The sequence below is a fragment of the Streptomyces incarnatus genome (genome assembly GCF_001027185.1).
Classification (GTDB): domain Bacteria; phylum Actinomycetota; class Actinomycetes; order Streptomycetales; family Streptomycetaceae; genus Streptomyces; species Streptomyces puniciscabiei.
Genome location: NZ_CP011497.1, coordinates 5,783,732 through 5,801,710, shown reverse-complemented (window position 1 = coordinate 5,801,710; position 17,979 = coordinate 5,783,732). Strand labels below are relative to the sequence as shown.

13 protein-coding genes are annotated in these 17,979 nt (G+C 71.6%); 5 read left to right on the top strand and 8 right to left on the bottom strand.

Going from position 1 to position 17,979, the window contains the following annotated elements:
• Positions 1-56 precede the first annotated feature (56 nt).
• Positions 57-467 carry a Fur family transcriptional regulator gene (locus ABB07_RS26130; RefSeq protein WP_208900984.1) on the top strand — a complete coding sequence of 137 codons (411 nt, stop codon included), beginning with the start codon at positions 57-59 and terminating at the stop codon, positions 465-467.
• On the opposite strand, the gene ABB07_RS26125 is transcribed toward ABB07_RS26130, so the two are convergent.
• The 8 genes from ABB07_RS26125 to ABB07_RS26090 all read right to left on the bottom strand — a co-directional run bounded on the left by ABB07_RS26125 (position 464) and on the right by ABB07_RS26090 (position 12,101).
• Entirely contained in the window at positions 464-4,189 is a 3,726-nt protein-coding gene (locus ABB07_RS26125; protein ID WP_208900983.1) for a caspase, EACC1-associated type, read from the bottom strand. The two genes, ABB07_RS26130 and ABB07_RS26125, sit on opposite strands and share 4 nt — an antisense overlap.
• 5 nt (positions 4,190-4,194) lie before the next feature.
• Positions 4,195-5,226, bottom strand: coding sequence for an AAA family ATPase (locus tag ABB07_RS26120; RefSeq protein WP_208900982.1), 1,032 nt, complete (start codon positions 5,224-5,226; stop codon positions 4,195-4,197).
• Entirely contained in the window at positions 5,226-7,583 is a 2,358-nt protein-coding gene (locus ABB07_RS26115; protein ID WP_208900981.1) for a VMAP-C domain-containing protein, read from the bottom strand. The genes ABB07_RS26120 and ABB07_RS26115 overlap by 1 nt, the downstream gene beginning before the upstream one ends.
• The gene (locus tag ABB07_RS26110) at positions 7,571-8,725 is read right to left on the bottom strand and encodes a lipase family protein (protein ID WP_208900980.1); all 1,155 of its coding nucleotides are present in this window, start codon (positions 8,723-8,725) and stop codon (positions 7,571-7,573) included. The genes ABB07_RS26115 and ABB07_RS26110 overlap by 13 nt, the downstream gene beginning before the upstream one ends.
• 138 nt (positions 8,726-8,863) lie before the next feature.
• Positions 8,864-10,189 carry a histidine-type phosphatase gene (locus ABB07_RS26105; protein WP_208900979.1) on the bottom strand — a complete coding sequence of 442 codons (1,326 nt, stop codon included), beginning with the start codon at positions 10,187-10,189 and terminating at the stop codon, positions 8,864-8,866.
• A 40-nt stretch (positions 10,190-10,229) separates the two neighbouring features.
• Positions 10,230-11,078, bottom strand: coding sequence for an isoprenyl transferase (locus ABB07_RS26100; protein WP_208900978.1), 849 nt, complete (start codon positions 11,076-11,078; stop codon positions 10,230-10,232).
• Positions 11,079-11,096: 18 nt separating this feature from the next.
• Entirely contained in the window at positions 11,097-11,843 is a 747-nt protein-coding gene (recO, locus tag ABB07_RS26095) for a DNA repair protein RecO (RefSeq protein WP_055704970.1), read from the bottom strand.
• Between the two features lie 39 nt (positions 11,844-11,882).
• Positions 11,883-12,101 (bottom strand): hypothetical protein, encoded by a 219-nt coding sequence (locus ABB07_RS26090; protein ID WP_208900977.1) that lies wholly within the window; start codon positions 12,099-12,101, stop codon positions 11,883-11,885.
• A 308-nt stretch (positions 12,102-12,409) separates the two neighbouring features.
• On the opposite strand from ABB07_RS26090, the gene ABB07_RS26085 reads away from it, so the two are divergent.
• From ABB07_RS26085 to ABB07_RS26070, 4 genes are read left to right on the top strand one after another with little or no spacing between them, the layout of a single operon-like run.
• Complete coding sequence (locus tag ABB07_RS26085; protein WP_208900976.1) at positions 12,410-14,050, top strand: ABC transporter substrate-binding protein; 1,641 nt, start codon at positions 12,410-12,412, stop codon at positions 14,048-14,050.
• A gap of 4 nt (positions 14,051-14,054) precedes the next feature.
• A complete protein-coding gene (locus ABB07_RS26080) occupies positions 14,055-15,011 on the top strand; it encodes an ABC transporter permease (protein ID WP_208900975.1) in 957 nt (318 codons plus the stop codon).
• A 5-nt stretch (positions 15,012-15,016) separates the two neighbouring features.
• Entirely contained in the window at positions 15,017-16,969 is a 1,953-nt protein-coding gene (locus tag ABB07_RS26075; protein ID WP_208900974.1) for a dipeptide/oligopeptide/nickel ABC transporter permease/ATP-binding protein, read from the top strand.
• Entirely contained in the window at positions 16,966-17,979 is a 1,014-nt protein-coding gene (locus tag ABB07_RS26070) for an ABC transporter ATP-binding protein (protein ID WP_208900973.1), read from the top strand. The genes ABB07_RS26075 and ABB07_RS26070 overlap by 4 nt, the downstream gene beginning before the upstream one ends.

Below are 17,979 nucleotides of genomic sequence, written 5' to 3'. Positions count from 1 at the left end.
CAGCCCGGGCTGGCACAATGGCCGCCCGGGCAGAAGCGAGACGTGAGGAGACAACGGTGACGACCGCTGGACCGCCCGTGAAGGGCCGCGCGACCCGTCAGCGTGCAGCCGTGGCGGCGGCCCTGGACGAGGTCGAGGAGTTCCGCAGCGCCCAGGAACTGCACGACATGCTCAAGCACAAGGGCGACTCGGTCGGTCTGACCACGGTCTACCGCACCCTCCAGTCCCTCGCCGAGGCCGGCGAGGTCGACGTCCTGCGCACGTCCGACGGCGAGTCCGTCTACCGCCGCTGCAGCACCGGAGAACACCATCACCACCTCGTGTGCCGCGCCTGCGGCAAGGCGGTGGAGGTGGAGGGCCCGGCCGTCGAGAAGTGGGCGGAGGCGATCGCCGCGGAGCACGGGTACGTGAACGTGGCCCACACGGTGGAGATCTTCGGCACGTGCGCGGAGTGCGCCGCGGGCTAAGCGCCGAGGTGAGCCCGGTTTCGGGCAATCACCAGCTGCCTCATCCGATGCGTGCTGGTCATCTGCGGCTGGGGGAGATTGCCCGCGTGAAGCCGCTGCCTCAGCTGCCGGTACAGCTCCTCCATGGAGAGGAACTCGGGCCCCCCGCTCACGCCCTCGCTCAAAAGGCCGATGAGTTCCCCGGTGAAGGCCGTGTACGTGCTCTCACGCGGAGCCATCGCAACGCGGTCACTCGCGGCCAGCACCAGCGTGTCCCCGGTGTCCTCCCGGACGTCGAGGGCATCGCCGGACGGGGTGACGCGCACGGCCTCGCCGCTGTCGCAGCAGTCGAGGATGACGATCTTGTGCAGAGCCCTGCTGGCGCGCAGCGCCTCGCGGACGAATCGGAACGGCAACGCCGTGGTGCCCCTGTCCTGGCGGGTCCCTGCCATCGCCAGACTCAACTCGCCCGAGGCCGGATCCCGCAGACTGTGCCCGGCGAAGTAGACGAGCAAGGTGTCCTCGGCGGAGCGGGCGGCCAGGTCAAGATGCTCCAGCACCTCCGGCACGCTCACCGGATCACTCACCACAGCGGTGCGGTCCCTGGCAAAGGCTCCCGGCGGGTCCGTCAACAAAGCTGCCAGGGCATCGAGGCCCGTACGCACCTGCGGCAGGTCCGGCAGCTCCATGTAGTGACCGACTCCGACCAGAACCGCGCTCGAACGGTTCCGGTCCGGGAGCCGGGCAACCGACCCGTCCTCGGCAGCGGCGACCAGCAGCCAGCCCCAGACCTCCTGGTCCTTGGACGGGACCCCCACACGCCGGAGACGGCCGCGCAGCGCGGGCACCCTCTGGTGGATCTCCTGCGACACGATGAGCCCGAGGCCCGCCTGAGGGTGGGTCACCATCGAGTCCCGGAGGGCGGCGGAGTCGAGGAGGCGGGCGGTGTGCAAGACCGCCCTGCCGGTCCCCTCCATGCCCCCGATGAAGTCCCCGATGAGGCCGAGTTCCTCTTCTCCGATCGCGACGCGCATGCGCAACGGCCATGCTGCCAGCCTGTTGTAAGCGCTCAGCCGTTGCGCGAGGTCCTCGACGAACCTGGGGATCACCGCCGCCGCGTCGGTTCCCCCGGGAAGGACGATGATTTCGCCGTCGCTCCAGATCTCCTGGATGCAGGCTCTGACGGAGGTCCCGGCCGCCTCCAGCGCCTCGCGGGTGGCCGTCATCATGGAGCGCTGCTGTACGGCTCGCTGCACGTCATCCAGTCCGCCGAAGCCCATGCCGTCCACGGCGATGCAGACCCTGTGGACCGGCGTCGGCGGATCGTCGGCGGGCGGTACCGGCCGGCTGGTCGTGCCCGGCGCGGTCCGGAGTCGCAGCCCGACGACGAGCCCTCCGCCGGAAGGCCAGCAGCTCACGCAGTCATCGAACAGGACCGGTCCGGCCGGCTGCTCGGTGTCATCGATGATCAGGAGGAACCACACAGGGTGGTGCTCATCCGGTCCCGCGACCAGCCGCAACTGTGAGAAGGCCCAGGTGAAAGGCAGTCCACGGCGCTCGACCTCAACCGGGAACCGATGCCCGCGAGCCCGCCAGACCAGGTCGTACCTTGGTTTTCCTCCGGACCGCGGTTCCTCCCGGTCGACAGGCTCAGCGATGCCACTCCTCCGCCCGTCGAGAAACCGCGCCAGGTCTTCGACGACATCCCTCTCCGGCCTGCCGAATCCCTCCGGCACGGGGCTCCGTTCGTCGAGGTAGGTGAGCAGGTGAAGCAGCAGCAGCTCCGCTTCCTGCGGGGCCCCGTGGGACCGCAGGGCGGCGCGAACATGTTCGTACGGCCTCCGGATCACCTCCCGGCTGGAAGCCAGCGCCACGTCGATGTACAGCCCCAACAGACGGCCCCGCATTTCGGGCCCGGCCACGAGCCGTGACTGCATGGACTCCAAAGAGGCCAGGACGACGTCCCACTGAGGAGCAGCTCGGTCCTTGAGGATGTGGCCGAGTGCCGCGAGCGACAGGTTACGGTCGGCGGCGAACGCTTCTGACAGGACATCAAGATCGAACAACTGCCGGAGCCTCTCGCGCAGGTCTCCGTCCGACGATGGTTCGCCCCCCTCGCCCGCCGGACCGGACGGCGACGGTAGGACGGGAGCCGCTGCGTCGGCGGAAGGTACGGCCGCCACCGGCAGCCCCAGACGCGCCTGAAGTGCGGGGCCGAGGTACGCGAACGGCTGGGCGCCCGGTCTGTCGCGGTGCGACCCGGGGTGCACGGGCCAGGCCGGGAAGTCGGAGGAGCGGCCGACCAGGGACTCGATGCGCCTGCCGACCCGGCGACCGCACTCGACGAGTTCGGCCGTGGGCACGGCGTCGAGCAGCAGGTCCTTGGCCTCGTCCGTGAAGTCGAACAGGCGGTGTCGCCCAGTGGACTGCGATCCCTCGGGGACAGGAAGGGGCTGGACGAGCCCGCCGAGCAGGACCTCGGCCAGCGCCGCGGTGTTCTGTCCCTGGTCGAGGCAGGCGTGGACCAGCTGCATCACCGGCACGGTGACCGGCGCCACGGCCGCGAGATGCGCAGCCAGCCGCACCGCCTCCGGGGACGCCGCGCGGCCGAAGTCCTGGGCGGAGACACGACCCGGCCGGTCGGCACGCCCCGAGACCGGATCCGGCGGTGTCCACAGCGGCACCGGAAAGGACCGGCCGATGACGGTGTTCACGGCCGCCCAGGTCGCCAGGCCGGACGGCGAGAGCTCCAGAACGGGCATGGGGGGCAAAGGCGCAGGGGCGACGCTCGGGGGGAGCAGCGGGTGTGTCACCTTCCAGGACCGGTTCGGTGCGCCCGGCCGGGGTGAGGTGACCTGCCAGGTGTCCGCCCGCACACCGGAGCCCGCCCACAGCCGCCGGGGCAACGTGTGGACGACGGCGGTGGGTCCCTTACGCGCCCATCTCTCGAGCACCGGGCGCATCCGTCCGTCACGCCAGGCGGCCGCCGCTCCGTCGGTCACCACCAGCACCATGGTCTGTCCGAAGGCGTCCCCCACGGCACTGGCCGGCCGGGTCGCCACAGCGGTGGTCCACGGGCGCCCGAGCCGGACCGCGCCCTGGGGGCCGTAATGGATCTGGCACGTCTCCACCTGCCGGAACGCACCGCTGCGCTCGAAGATGCCCTTGAGCTCCGCGCAGTGGCGCTCCCAGAGGAGCATGGACACGCCGCCGTCGATGACGAGTGCGAGCCGGAGCCACCGCTCCGGCTGTGGCCGCATGACCATCTGCGGGGTGCGGGGGGTCTCCGCCTGCAGGGTGGCCGTCGCCACCTCGTCGAGTTCGCTCCGGTGACGGCTTGGGGTACGCCGCTTCAGCGGGCGCAGGGTTCTGCCGAGAGGCAGGGCGGAGCCCAGTGCACGGGTCCCGGGCGTCCACACGGCTGTGCCGGACGCTCCGGCCGCGCTGTGACCGGATGTCACCCCGATGTACGGGGCCTGCCGCACGGGCTCCGTACCGGCTGCGGCGTGCCCGCCGTCGGGAGCGGGCCCATCGCCGGTGGACGGGTCCGACGGCGTCCCGGGGTCCGTGGGTCCGGGCTCGGTGTCGGGAGCCGAGCCGGTGCGGTGGCCGACGCCGAGGGCGAGTGGGGCGGCCGGTCCGGTGGGGACCCGCGCGGCGAGCCAGAGGACGTCGAGGAGGTCCTCCGCATCCAGCGGCCTGCCGTCGCCGGACGCCAGGAGGTGCCGCAGCTCCTGGAACACGCTCCTCACCCCGCGTTGAGCCGGTGCAGTACGGCTCGCAGCAGGCCGTCGGCAGCCAGCCGGGCCCCTCCATGGCGCAGGAACACGGCGTTGAGGAGCTGGTCGGTGGCCAGTTCGCCTTCGGCACGCTGCTGCAGAAACGCCGTGACCAGGTCGTCGGCCTCGGCCAGGGCGTCCGGCCCCAGATGACCCTCGATGATCGCGCGCAGCCGGGGCTCGTCCGGGTCCTTGAGGTCCAGGGGGACGCACCGGCGCCGGAACGCGGGCGGAAAGTCCCGCTCTCCGTTGCTGGTGATGACGACGACGGGGAACTGTGTGCACTGCACCATCCCCCTGACCACCTTCGCGCGCCGGTGCGGGTCCGCGGTGAGTACGTGCACCTCCGACTGCTCCTCCGGCAGCCTGGACAGCTCCGGGATCTCGAAGCGGCCCTCCTCGAAGACGGTCAGGAGATCGTTCGGCAGATCCACATCGCCCTTGTCCAGCTCGTCCACGAGCAGCACCCTGGGCCGGGCAGCCTGGACGAGCGCCGTTCCGACCGGTCCCAGCCGCAGGAACAAGCCGATGTCGCGCCGGGCGTCCTGCCCTGCCCCGTCCAGTTGGCCGGCCTGCAAACGGCCGATGGCGTCATAGCGGTACAGCGCCTCCTGAAGCGTGGAGCGGCTGTTGACAGGCCAGTGCAGCACGGGTCCGAGGTCCAGCTCGTGGGCGATGGCGGCGGCGAGCGACGACTTGCCGGTACCCGGGTGCCCGGTCACGAGCAGCGGCCGTCGCAGATGGATGGCGGCGTTGACCACGTCGGTGTCCTCGCGGCTCATGACGTAGTGGTGCGTGGTCTCGGATGCGGCGGCCGCCGGGTCCCCTGCGCTCTTCGCATCCTCCGCGTTCTCCTGGTGGGTGACGAAGCACCGCCACGGCGGGGCGTCGGGAATCGCCGCGGCGCGCCGGCGTCCGTCCCCCCGGAAGATCTGCCAGTCCGCGTCCTCCGCAGTGGCACCGGTGTCCGCGGAGGCGTCCGCCTCGGATTCGTGCGGCATCAGGAATTCACTTCCTCGGGGTCGGACAGTGCATCAGACACTGCGTCGGGCGGTGCGTCGGACAACTCGGTCAGGGACAGCACGGGCGGCAACGGGCGGTCCGCAGCCTCCAGCAGCACGGCCGGGCGTGCGGGATGAGCCACCGGATCGGTGCACGCTTTCGCCCGGTAGTCGCGGACGCGCCAGGGCAGCCCGTCCACGGCTGCCTCGGGGCGCAGGGGGGCGAAGTGGCTGTCGGGGACCGGTCCCGCAGCCTGCCTGTCCCACAGCACGACGGGGTAGCCGAGCAGGAGCGCCGTCTGGACCAGCCGGTCCCGGCCGCCCGGAGCGGCTCTCACCACGGCACGCGCCGCACCCACGTCCTGCATCAAAGCCCCGTACCCGGCATGGCCCTCGGTGTGTCGGTCGTCCAGGTGGACGACCTTGTCGCTGTGGCGCCCGAACCAGCGGCGTTGCAGTCCGGCCCGACGCTGCTTCTCACGCTCGGGCGCAAGGGGTGCACAGCGCAGCACCGTTGCCCGTTCCACCCCGAGCAGGCTCGGCAGCGGATCCGTGTCCTCGGAGCCGTTCCAAGAGTCGACGGGCAGGTGCAGGGCGTCCGGTTGGACCAGGATTTCCACGACCGCCGTTTGACGCGTGACGGCGCGGAGTTCGAAAACGGCTCGCTCGATCAGGCGCACCACGTCCCGCGGTGGCAGGGGCGCGGGGCCCTGGTCGGCGGCCCGCACCAGGTCACCGGTACCGGTGTCGATCCAGAGGACGCAGGTGAAGGACTGACCGCCCTCACCGGCCCCGGCGGCGCTCCGGCCCGGCGTGTGCACATCCAGCTGAGCCACGACGCGGGGTGGTCGCTCCTCTGGGCCGAGGCCGGCCGCCCAGGCCTCGGCATCGGCACGGCGCTCGGCCAGGCCGCCGGGGTCGACGCCCAGTCTGCGGGCCACGCGGTCGCCCCACTCCCGCAGTTCCCGGCGGGCCTCTGGCAGGGCCGCGGCGAGCAGCTCGGTGAAACGGACGACGGCCGGCACGAGGTGCCGGCCGGGGTGCGCCACGCTGAGACCGCCGGCGTGCTCCTCGAAGTGCTCGACGCAGGCCATGAGCTGGCCGACGGTCGGACCGTCGGGCTCATGCGGCGGCAGCCATGCCCGTCCCAGCGGCAGGGAGGTCCGCACCGCGTCGATCACCTGGGCCATGGGCGGCAGCCCTGGTGTCCGCTCCAGCAGTTCGCGCAGCGAGGCGTGCTCCAGCGGGGACAGCAATCCGGGCGCGCCCAGCGAGCGGGCCAGCATGAGGAACTCGTCGGCGGCTTGCCGGTTCTGCTGGCACACCACCTCCACCAGAGCCGCCATCGCCCGTTTCGCCGTGAGAAGGACGTGGGCGATCCGCTCGTCGGAGGGGCACGGTCCGAGCCGTATCTGCGGGCAGGCCGAGGTGAGGTGGTCGAGGCACCGTGCGCGCAGCTCCGGGTCGCCGAGCGCACTGCGCAGGGCGAGGGCGACCAGGCCCCGGTCGGCCGACTCCGGCAGCGGAGGGAGAGCCGGTTCGGCGCACTGGTGCTCGGAGCCGTCCAGCGTACGGATGAAGAGGCGGACGGGGGTCTGCAACGGGCCGCCTGCCCGGTGCAGTTCACCGAACCACGTCTTGACGTGTTCTTCCAGTGAGCCGAGATCCGGTCGCAGATCGGCGGCATGTGCCTCCAGCCAGTCGAGCACGGCGCGGGAGAAGACGCCGCTGCGCCGTGCCGGGTCGTTCTCGGCGACCTGGCCGGCTGCCGCGGCGCACAGCCGGAACTGCTCGACACCACGGCGTGGCGCCGTGGGAAAGGCGGCAACCGCGGGCCCGACGGGATCCTGGTGATGTTCCAGGAACGTCGCACAGGCGTCGAAGAGGAGCACCTGCTGTGCGAAGCCGTGCAGGTCGGCTCGGGCGAGGTGTTCGGTCAAGTTGTCGGTGTCGATACAGCGTTTGTCCTTCAGGGAGGCGTCGGGGCAGAGCAGCAGCCGCCGTTCGCCATGGTCCAGGACCCCGTGGCTGCCCCAGTAGACGTACAGCAGGTCGCCGGCGCGCTGGTCCAGGCCGCTGGTGAAGGCGTCCATCAGCCCGTCGCGGGAGGAGACTTCGCACCAGTCGATCTCGTCGGTCTGCGACACCTCGTCCAGCAACCGCCGGCTCTCCTCACCCGGCGCCAGCAGCAGGTGGATGTTGGCAGCCGGCACGCCCCCCTTGCGCAGCCACCGGGCGAAGCGCACGGCATCGCCCACGGCACCCGGCAGGCTCCATGCCGGACACTTCTCGTACCGTTCCACACCGACGACCACAGCGTGCACGCGCCGCGGCTCGACCACGCTCAGCCCATCCATGTGCCGATGGCGCTCCAGACCGCACGGTTGGACCAGTAGGCACTGTGCGCGAGCGGAAAGGGCTGCCGGTTGTCGACTTCGTGATCGACGGCGTGCCCGGGGAAGACCGCGCCGGCACGGAACGACAGCAGATCGCGTCGGTCGTAGAGGTTGAGCCAGCGCCTCGGGAAGTGCTCGGGCGGCGCCTGGGGATGTTCCAACGAGACCAGCGCGCCGGCTTCGTAGAAGAACGGCGCCTGGGAGCCCACGGTGATCAACTGATCGACTCTCGGAAGCTTTTCCCGCACCATCAGATCCACGCAGGCCACACCTCCCAGACTGTGGGCGACGACGGTCACCTTGTCGCCCGGTGCGTGATCGATGGTGCGCCCGATCAGCCGGCGCAGTGCCTCCCCCCGGGCCTGGTAGCGCAGGATGTCACCGACCGCGGGAAGCAGGAGGTCGTCGTTGAGGGCGCCGCGCCGTCGGCGGGCATACCAGGTCAGTGCCCGCAGAGCAGGGGCGGCCGCCGCCTTGGCCACGGCCCCCGGAAGGGCGCGTCCTTGGCTGTGGAGGTCGGCGCTGACGAGGGAGAGCAGAGCATCGCGCTCGAGTCCGTCGAGTGCGTCGGCTCCCCCGTCCACGGCGTCCGCGAGCGCCGCGGCCACCACGGCGCGCGCGAACGCGTGCCGGTGTTCATAGCCCCCTTCGTCCGCCGTGGCCACGGCGTCCCGCAGCTCCGGGGACTCGGCCACGCGGCGCACGGCTTCGTCGAGGGCGGCCGCCAGCCCGTGTTCCGCGAAGGCGTCCCGCACCTGAGAGGAGGGGCTGTAGGCCGAGAGCTGGTCCCGCAGCTTCTCCGCCGGGCTCTGCCCTCGCCCCAGGCCGGGGGCGACGGCCGGACGCAGACCCAGCAGGCGCAACTCGTAGCCGGGGTCGCGGTACAGCACGCCCCAGACGGCCACCTCCTCGTCCCCCTCACGCCCGCCGCCGGACTCCGTGTAGCCGGGGACGCTGAGGCCGTCCAGAGCCAGGCCGGCTCCCGCTTCGCGGCCCCAGAAGCAACCGCGTACCTCGATTCCGGGTTGTAACCGCGCCAAAGCGGTTCGCACGGCGCCGAAGGTCTTGTTGTACGACTCCTCCCGCACACCAGTGCCATGCACGAAAACCACGGCGCGCCGCATGCCCCCACCCCCGACCCGTCCGACGGGCGTCATCGCCCGCTCCGCCTCGATGCTAATGCGGCATTCGGCCGGGAGTGGCCCGTTGTCCACAACAGGTCCGCGAGAGCTCCAATACGATCACATTCGCCCGAAGCACCGCTCCAGTTCGTCCAGGTCGTAGAACGCGCTGCCCTCGGCGATCGGGTGGCAGCCGGCCCGGAACGGTGTCTCCCGCTCGTTGTAGAGCATGCGGACGAGGTAGCGGCCGTCCTTCTCGTACACGTCCCACTGGAGGTTCACGCCGAGGGGGGCGACGGACGCGCCCCGCCAGGGGTTGTCGGCGTAGGTGTACGGCTCCCCCGGTGTCGCCGGCTGCGTGCTGCCGGGCAGGCCCATCAGCGCGGCCAGGGGGATGATCTCCTCGGCGTGGGTGAAGCGCAGTTCGGCGCCGAGGTCACTGGTGCCGGCGCGCTTGGCCTCGACCTGCTCGAAGAAGTCGTCCAGGAGCACGCCGGCCATCTTGTACGTGATGTCGCTGCCGGAGAAGCCGGGGCCCTTTTCGTAGAAGTCCTCGGCATCGGAGAGGTAGCCGAACCAGGACGCGTCGGAGGGGGAGAGGGAGCGCTCCAGGCCCCAGCCCGCCCCGTCCGGGCTCTCCTCGGTCATCGCCGGTGCGATGGCGTACAGGTTGTAGATCGCCCGCGCGGCGCCGACCTGGTCCGTGATCCCGTCGACGAAGGGTTCCCTGAAGATCCGGCGCAGCACACTGCGCGCGGCCTCGTGCGTCCTGGGCTGGCCGGTGAGCGCGTTCAGCGTGTCCTTGAGGCGCTGGTCGTGGGCGAGGTAGTCGCGGTACGCCGCACCGCCCGGCGCCTTGTGGAAGTACAGCAGGTCCTTGTCGGTGCGGGCGGGACCGATCAGCGGCCGCAGCGCGGGGTCGGCGGCGGCGAGGGCGCCGGTGTACTCGGCCGCGCTGTCCACGGCCCGCCCCTGCCCGGAGGTGACCACGTCGATCTTCTCGCCCTCGTCGGCGATCTCCGCGAACAGCGTGGGCAGGCGCTGCTCCATGCGCGTCGCGGTGTCCCGCATCTCCCGCCGGCCGCGCCCGCTGAGGTTGCCGTACCCCACCTTCTCCACGGCGGCCACGAGCGCCCGCACCGTCGGCCCGAACTCCTCGCCCCGGCCGGTGAGTTGGCCCTCCTCCTGCGCCTTGTCCCACAGCCCGAGGACCAGGTCGCCGTCCTCGCTGCCGGTCGCCGCACGGGAGCCGTGCCGGGAGACGTTCTCGGTGAAGACGGCGGTGTAACCGGCCGGGGGCCGCTGGTAGGCGTGCGCGCTCTGCTCGGGCTCGTACGGCGCCTTGGTGCCGTACCTCTCGCGGTGCGCGGGGCCGTCGGCGGCGTGCGCGGGCAGCGCGGTGAGCAGCAGAGCGCCGAGGGCGAGGACAGGCGTGAGACGTCTCATGAACCCCGCATCCTCGGCGACCCGCGTGAACCGCCGGTGGCTACGAGGTGGCGTCGCCCTTCATGGCCTCCTCCATGGCGAGGAGTTCCTCGTTCGGGACGGCGCCGCCGAACCGCCGGTCGCGGGAGGCGAATTCGACGCAGGCCCGCCACAGGTCACGGCGGTCGAAGTCGGGCCACAGCACGTCCTGGAAGACCATCTCGGCGTACGCGCTCTGCCAGAGCAGGTAGTTGGAGGTGCGCTGCTCGCCGCTGGGCCGCAGGAACAGGTCCACGTCCGGCATGTCCGGGTAGTACAGGTACTTCTGGATGGTCTTCTCGCTGACCTTGGCCGGGTCGAGCCGTCCCGCCGCCACGTCCTCGGCCAGCGCCTTCGCCGCGTCGGCGAGCTCGGCACGCCCGCCGTAGTTCATGCAGAAGTACAGCGTGAGCAGGTCGTTGCCCTTGGTCTGCTCCTGGGCGACCTGCAGCTCCTTGGCGACCGACTTCCACAGCCTGGGCATACGGCCCACCCAGCGCACCCGGATCCCGAGCTCGTCGAGCTGGTCCCGCGTCTTGCGGATGAAGTCCCGGTTGAAGTTCATCAGGAAGCGGACCTCGTCGGGCGAACGCTTCCAGTTCTCGGTGGAGAAGGCGTAGAGGGAGATGTTGCGGACGCCGACCTCGATCGACCCCTGGAGCACGTCCAGCACCCGCTCGGCGCCGACCTTGTGCCCCTCGGTCCGGGGCAGCCCCCGCTCCTTCGCCCACCTGCCGTTGCCGTCCATGACGATGGCCACGTGGTTCGGCACCAGCTCGCCGGGGAGCTTGGGCGCGCGGGCGCCGGACGGGTGCGGCTCCGGCGCCTTGTACTCGCGCCGCTGGCGCCCCAGGATCCCGCGTACGACCATGTGCTTCTCGTCTCCCTCTTACTTCTCGACGTACCTGAGCGAACGCAGCCCGCGCTCCAGATGCCAGTGCAGGTAGGCGGACACCAGCCCGCTGCCCTCGCGGACGTACCGCGCCTCGCAGGCGTCCGCCGTCTCCCAGTCTCCCGTAAGCAGCGCACCGAGGAGCACCAGGGTCTGCGGCGACGGTACGACACTCCCGGGCACCCGGCAGTCGGCGCAGACGGAACCGCCGGAGCCCACGGAGAAGAACCGGTTCGGTCCGGGCATCCCGCACTTCGCGCAGTCACTGAAGCTCGGCGCGTATCCGTTGACGGCGAGGGAGCGGAGCAGGAAGGCGTCCAGGACGAGGTGGGGGGCGTGCTCGCCCCGGGCGAGCGTGCGCAGGGCGCCGACCAGCAGCAGGTACTGCTGCACCGCTGGCTCGCCCTCATGGTCGGTGAACCGCTCGGCCGTCTCCAGCATGGCCGTGCCGGCGGTGTAGCGGGCGTAGTCGGTCACGATTCCGCCACCGTACGGCGCTATGGTCTCACTCTGCGTGCACAGCGGCAGCCCCCGCCCGACCAGCTCGCTCCCGCGCGCGAAGAACTGCACGTCGACATGGGAGAAGGGTTCCAGCCGGGCCCCGAACTTCGACTTCGTCCGGCGCACTCCCCGGGCCACGGCCCGTACCCGCCCGTGACCGCGCGTGAGCAGCGTGATGATCCGGTCCGCCTCACCCAGCTTCTGGGTGCGCAGCACGATGCCGTCGTCGCGGAACAGAGTCATGAGCACCATTCTCGCCCAAGCGCTGCCCCGCCGGGGGACCTATGGCACCTCACCCCGGCTACGGGCGTTGGCGTAGGCGGTCGCCGCGCTCAGTCGCTCGGCGGGGGTGGCGAGCCGCACGGCTGCGGGGTCGGCGTCCCACTCCCTGCCTCCGCCGTAGGGTCTCAGCTGGACGTACGGCCCCTCGTGCCCCATGACGATCCCGACCCGTCCGGTACGGGTGTCCACGGCACAGCTGCCGATGACGGGAGGCTTCACTACGGCACCACTCCTGCCTTTTCCGGTCCCGGCATCTCGCTCCCCTCTCTTTCCGGGTTTCACTCTTCGTACATCGGCAGTGACACAGCGCCTCTACACTCGGCAGAGGTCTGCGCCCCTCAAGCACAGGGTTGGCGAGGCCGCACGCCGCCCCTTCACCGCCGCCACTGGTGCCTGCCTCTGGCGGCTGGTCCATTCGTGTGCGCCGTCTTGACCGCCCCCATGCCCCCTCCTATGGTCGCGCTACCGGACGTAGGACGTAGGACGTCGTATCTCCCACCCTCCCCTCAATCCTTGCTGGAGGACCCGTGCGCGACGACGTGACACCCGGCCCCGGCGTACCGGCACCGCGCCGCCGGCAGTTCCTCGGCTACACCGGTGCGCTCGGCGCGGCCGCGCTCCTGCCGCCCGCGCTGACCGCCTGCTCCGCCGGACCTCAGTCCACGAACGACACCGGGGGCGGCGGTACCGGCAAGGACCGGACACTGACCGCCGTGATCGGCTACGGGAACGACGGCAGCTGGGATCCGACGCAGACGGCGTCCGCGTTCTGCATGGCCGCCAACAACCACATCTACGAAGGCCTGCTGGACACCGACCCGATCACCCGGGTGCCGTACCCGGCCCTGGCCACCGGGGTCCCGACGGACCCGAAGGCCACCACCTGGCGGTTCACGCTGCGTCCGGGCGCGACCTTCCACGACGGCAGGCCCGTCACCGCCGACGACGTCGTGTTCGTCTTCGACCGGATCCTCGACCCGGGCACACAGACGCTCGCCAAGGGCTTCTTCGCCGGCTGGCTGGACGGCGTACGCAAGACCGGCTCCCGCACCGTCGAGCTCGTGCTCAAGTTCCCCTTCCCGGACGGGCTCTCCCGGCTCACCCTCGCCAAGATCATGCCGAAGCACGTCTTCTCCAGGCCCGGCGCCTGGGACGAGGCCGTCAGGGGGCTGGCCGTCGGCTCGGGGCCGTACCGGCAGACCGCGCACCACCCGAAGTCCAACACCACCTTCGAGGCGTACGCCGCCTACAACGGGCCCCGCCCGCCCGCCTTCAAGCGGATGAACTGGCTGACGATCGTGGACGCCGCGCCGCGCGTCGCGAAGATCTCGGGGAGCGACGCCGGGGCGCAGATCGCCGACAACATCCCCTACGCCAACCTCGCGCGGCTGGAGCAGGGCGGGCTGAAGGTCGCCGGTGGCGCCGGGATGAACAACCTCTTCCTGATGTTCAACACCCGGCACAGGCCCTTCGACGACGTGCGGGTGCGGCAGGCGCTGCACTACGCGATCGACACCGAGAAGATGGTCCGGGTCGCCCTCAAGGGACACGGGAAGCCCGCGTCCTCGTTCCTCGACGAGGGCAACCCCGCCTACCGGCGGGCCAGGACCGTCTACGACTACGACCCGCGGAAGGCCAGGGCCCTCCTCGAAGCCGCCGGGGTGACCGGCCTGAAGGTCAACGTGCTGGCCGTCAACGTCAGTTGGATCGTGGACTGCCTGCCGACCATCAAGGCGTCATGGGACGCGATCGGGGTGGAGACGTCTCTCGCGCCGCAGGAGACCACCGCCGTGTTCACCAAGATGGACCAGAAGCAGGACTACCAGGTCGTCGCCGCCGCATCCAACCCCAACCAGTTCGGGCTCGACGCCGACCTGATCATGCACTACAACTACGGGCCGCGGAACCTGTGGATGGGGTACACCCGGTGGGCCGGCGACCCGGTCGCCGAGCGGCTCTTCAAGGAGATGGACCGGGCGACCCGGGAGCCGGATCCGGAACGGAAGAAGGCGATCGTCCAGGACTACATCGACCTCGTCGCCGAGCAGGCCGTGCTGTACCCGGTCGTGCACAACGAGCTGATGACCGCGTGGGACCCCCGGAAGCTCACCGGCATCAGGGCGCAGCCCTACCCCGGCATCAACCTCCTCCAGGCCAAGTGGGTCTGACGGCATGACGGCCGTCGTACGCATCCTGCTCCGCCGGATCGCGCTGCTCGTGCCGCTGACGCTCGGGATCGTGCTGTTCGTGTTCCTGGTGATGCGGTTCTCGGACGTCGACCCGGCGTCCGCGTTCTTCCAGGGGGCGAATCCGACCCCGCGGCAGCTGCACGACTTCCGCGAGCACAACGGCCTGCTCGATCCGCTCCCCGTCCGGTACGTCCGCTTCGTCGGCGATCTGCTCCACGGCGACCTCGGCACCAGCGCCCTGACCCGGGCCCCGGTGGCCGACCAGGTCACCACCGCGCTGCCGCTCACGCTCCAGCTGACCTTCCTCGGCCTCGCCATCGCGGTGGTGCTGGCGTTGGCGGGGGGCGTCACGGCGGCCGTGTACCGGGACCGGATCCCGGACCAGGTGATCCGGGTCGTCTCGCTCGTCGGGGTGGCCGCGCCCGGCTTCTGGCTGGCGCTGCTGATGATCCAGTACCTGGCGGTGGACCGGGGCTGGTTCCCGACCGGCGGCTACGTCAATCCGGCCGACTCGGTCACCGGCTGGCTGCGGACCATGGCGCTGCCCGCCTTCGCCCTCTCCCTGCCGGTGGCCGCCCAGCTGACGCGGATCGTGCGCACCTCGGTGGTGGAGGAGCTGGACAAGGACTACGTCCGTACGGCCGTCGGGAGCGGGCTGCCGCCCTGGGTGGTCGTCGGGCGGAACGTGCTCCGCAACGCCCTGGTCAATCCGCTGACGGTGCTCGGACTGCGGGTCGGCTATCTGCTCGGCGGTGCCGTCGTCATCGAGACGATCTTCTCGCTGCCCGGCATGGGCAAGCTGATGATCGACGCCGTGCAGAACGGGGACCCGGCCGTCGTGCAGGGGGTCGTCCTCACCACCGCCACCGGCTTCGTCGTCGTCAACCTCGTCATCGACCTGCTGTATCTGCTGGTCAACCCACGTCTGAGGGCGGGGTGACGGTCATGCGCGCGCGTCTTGCCGAGCGGCTCTCCCGGCCCGGTGGCGTCCGGCCGCGCGGCCGGCGCCGGCTGCCGCCGCTGTCGAGGGCCGCCGTCTGTTTCCTGGTCCTCGTCGTCCTCGCCGCCGTACTCGCCCCTCTCCTCGCCCCCGACGATCCGCTCGACCAGCAGGAGCCGGCGGGCGGCAGCGGGCATCCGTCCGCCGCGCACTGGCTCGGGCAGGACAGCCTCGGCCGGGACATCCTGAGCCGGCTGATGTACGGCGCCCGGTGGTCGCTGGCGATCGGGCTGGGGGCGACGGCGCTCGCGCTGGTCGTGGGGGCCGTCGTCGGGGCGGTGGCCGCCACCTCCCGCAAGGCGGTCGACGAGACGCTGATGCGCTGCCTGGACGTGGTGATGGCGTTCCCGGGGATCGCGCTCGCGGCGGTCCTGGTCGCGGTCTTCGGCGGCGGGATCGGCGTGCTGATCTGTGCCATCGCCTTCCTGTTCACACCGCCCGTCGCCCGGGTCGTACGGGCCAACGTCCTCGATCAGTACGGCGAGGACTACGTCACGGCGGAACGGGTGATCGGCGCCCGTACGGCCCACATCGTGGCGCGGCACGTGGCCGTCAACTGCGCCGCCCCGGTGCTGGTGTTCTGCACGGTGCAGGTCGCCGAGGCGATCGTGTTCGAGGCGTCGCTGTCCTTCATCGGCGCCGGGGTGCGGCCGCCGGACCCGTCCTGGGGCAGTGTCATCGCCGACGGCAAGAACATGGTGCTGACCGGCGGCTGGTGGGCGACCGTCTTCCCCGGGCTGCTGATCCTGCTGACCGTGCTGTCGCTGAACGTCCTCGCCGAGGGCGTGTCCGACGCGTGGGCGGCACCGGCCGCGCGCGAAGTGCAGGCGGCGCCGGACCAGTCGGAGAGGGCGGAACCCGGTGCCGTGCTTCCGCTGCCCGGGCTGTCCGAGGCGGCCCGGCGGCTGCGCTCCCGCGCCCGGCCCCGCCCCGCGCCGGGCGGGCAGCCGGTGCTCGCCGTGGAGAACCTGACCATCGGCTTCCCGGACCGGCACCGGGGCGTGGACGTCGTCGCCGGGGTCGGCTTCGAGGTGTACCCGGGTGAAGTGCTGGGTGTGGTGGGCGAGTCGGGGTGCGGGAAGTCGCTGACCGCGCTCACGGTCATGGGGCTCCAGCCGAGGGACGCGCGCGTCGGCGGCCAGGTGCGGTTCCGGCAGCGGGACCTGCTCGCCGAGCCGATGCGGGTACGGCGCCGGCTGCTCGGGCACGAGATGGCGATGGTCCACCAGGACGCCCTGTCCTCGCTGAACCCGGCGATGACCGTCCGTGCCCAGCTGAAGCAGCTCGTGCGGCGCGGCGGCCGCCGAAGCCCCCGGGAGCTGCTGGAGCTGGTCGGGCTGGACCCCGAGCGCACCCTGCGCAGCTATCCGCACGAGCTGTCCGGCGGCCAGCGGCAGCGCGTGCTCATCGCCATGGCGCTCTCCCGCGACCCACGGCTGATCGTCGCGGACGAGCCGACGACCGCCCTGGACGTCACCGTGCAGGCCCAGGTGATGGAGCTGCTGCTGCGGCTGCGCGAGGAGCTGGGGTTCGCGCTGATCCTGGTCTCGCACGACCTGGCGCTGGTCGCCGACGTCACCGACCGGGTGGTGGTGATGTACGGCGGGCAGATCGTGGAGAGCGGGGTGACCGCCGACCTGGTGGCGGCGCCGGCCCACCACTACACGCGCGGCCTGCTCGGCAGCGTGCTGTCGCTGGAGTCGGCCGAGGAGCGGATGACGCAGATCAAGGGGGTCGTACCGGCCCCGGCCGACTTCCCGGCGGGCTGCCGCTTCGCCGACCGCTGCCCGCTGGCGAGCGAGGTGTGCCACGCCCACGCGCCCGTCCTGGCCGGTACGGCCACCCACATGGCCGCCTGCCACCATCCGGCCGTACCCGTTCAGGAGGCTCTCCCGTGAACGCCGTCGTCGAGGTCCGGGACGCCCACGTCGTGCACAGGGCGCGCGGCGGCGGGGTGTTCCGCCGGGACCGGGTGTACGCCCTGACCGGCGCCGATCTCACCGTGGGCGCCGGGGAGACGGTGGGCGTGGTCGGCGAGTCCGGGTGCGGGAAGTCGACGCTGGCGCGGGTGCTGGTGGGCGTCCAGCGGCCGGTCGCCGGGTCGGTGGCGTTCCGGGGCCGTGACCTGTGGACGATGCCGGCCGCCGAACGCCGGACCCTGGTCGGCGCGGGCGTCGGCATGGTCTTCCAGGACCCGTCGACCGCGCTCAACCGGCGGCTGACCGTACGGCGGATCCTGCGCGACCCGCTGGATGTGCACCAGCGGGGCACGCGGGCCGAACGGGAGGACCGGGTGCGGGAGTTGATGTCCCTGGTCGGGCTCCCCCGGGCCCTCGCCGACGCGCTGCCCGGGCAGCTCTCCGGCGGGCAGCGGCAGCGCGTCGCCATCGCCCGCGCGCTCGCCCTGGACCCGGTGCTGGTCGTCGCCGACGAACCGACCAGCGCGCTGGACGTGTCGGTCCGCGCGCAGATCCTCAACCTGCTGCTGGACCTCAAGGAGCGCCTCGGTCTCGCGCTGGTGTTCGTGTCGCACGACATCCAGACGGTACGGCGGATGAGCGACCGGGTGATCACCATGTACCTGGGCCGGATCGTGGAGGAGAGCCCGGCCGGCCGGGTCACCGACGCGGCCCGGCACCCGTACACCCGCGCCCTGTTCTCCGCCACGCCCGGTCTGCTGGACCCCATCGACCCGATCCCGCTGAGCGGTCCGGTGCCCTCGGCGACCCGGCCGCCGAGCGGCTGCCCGTTCCGCACCCGCTGCTGGAAGGCAGACGGGGTGTGCGCCGGGGCCATGCCGGACTTCTCGGCCGCGTCACGGCCCGGACACCGCTACCGGTGCCACCATCCTGTCCAGGAGGACGAATCGAGCCGAGACCCGGCAGACCCCGTACGCCAGGAGCCCTGA

Bases quoted from the DNA above. Each gene is read 5' to 3' on its own strand.
- ABB07_RS26105 (WP_208900979.1), bottom strand. From the start codon at position 10,189: ATGAGACGTCTCACGCCTGTCCTCGCCCTCGGCGCTCTGCTGCTCACC.
- recO (WP_055704970.1), bottom strand. From the start codon at position 11,843: ATGACTCTGTTCCGCGACGACGGCATCGTGCTGCGCACCCAGAAGCTG.
- ABB07_RS26100 (WP_208900978.1), bottom strand. From the start codon at position 11,078: ATGGTCGTACGCGGGATCCTGGGGCGCCAGCGGCGCGAGTACAAGGCG.
- ABB07_RS26115 (WP_208900981.1), bottom strand. From the start codon at position 7,583: ATGGATGGGCTGAGCGTGGTCGAGCCGCGGCGCGTGCACGCTGTGGTC.
- ABB07_RS26080 (WP_208900975.1), top strand. From the start codon at position 14,055: ATGACGGCCGTCGTACGCATCCTGCTCCGCCGGATCGCGCTGCTCGTG.
- ABB07_RS26120 (WP_208900982.1), bottom strand. From the start codon at position 5,226: ATGCCGCACGAATCCGAGGCGGACGCCTCCGCGGACACCGGTGCCACT.
- ABB07_RS26075 (WP_208900974.1), top strand. From the start codon at position 15,017: ATGCGCGCGCGTCTTGCCGAGCGGCTCTCCCGGCCCGGTGGCGTCCGG.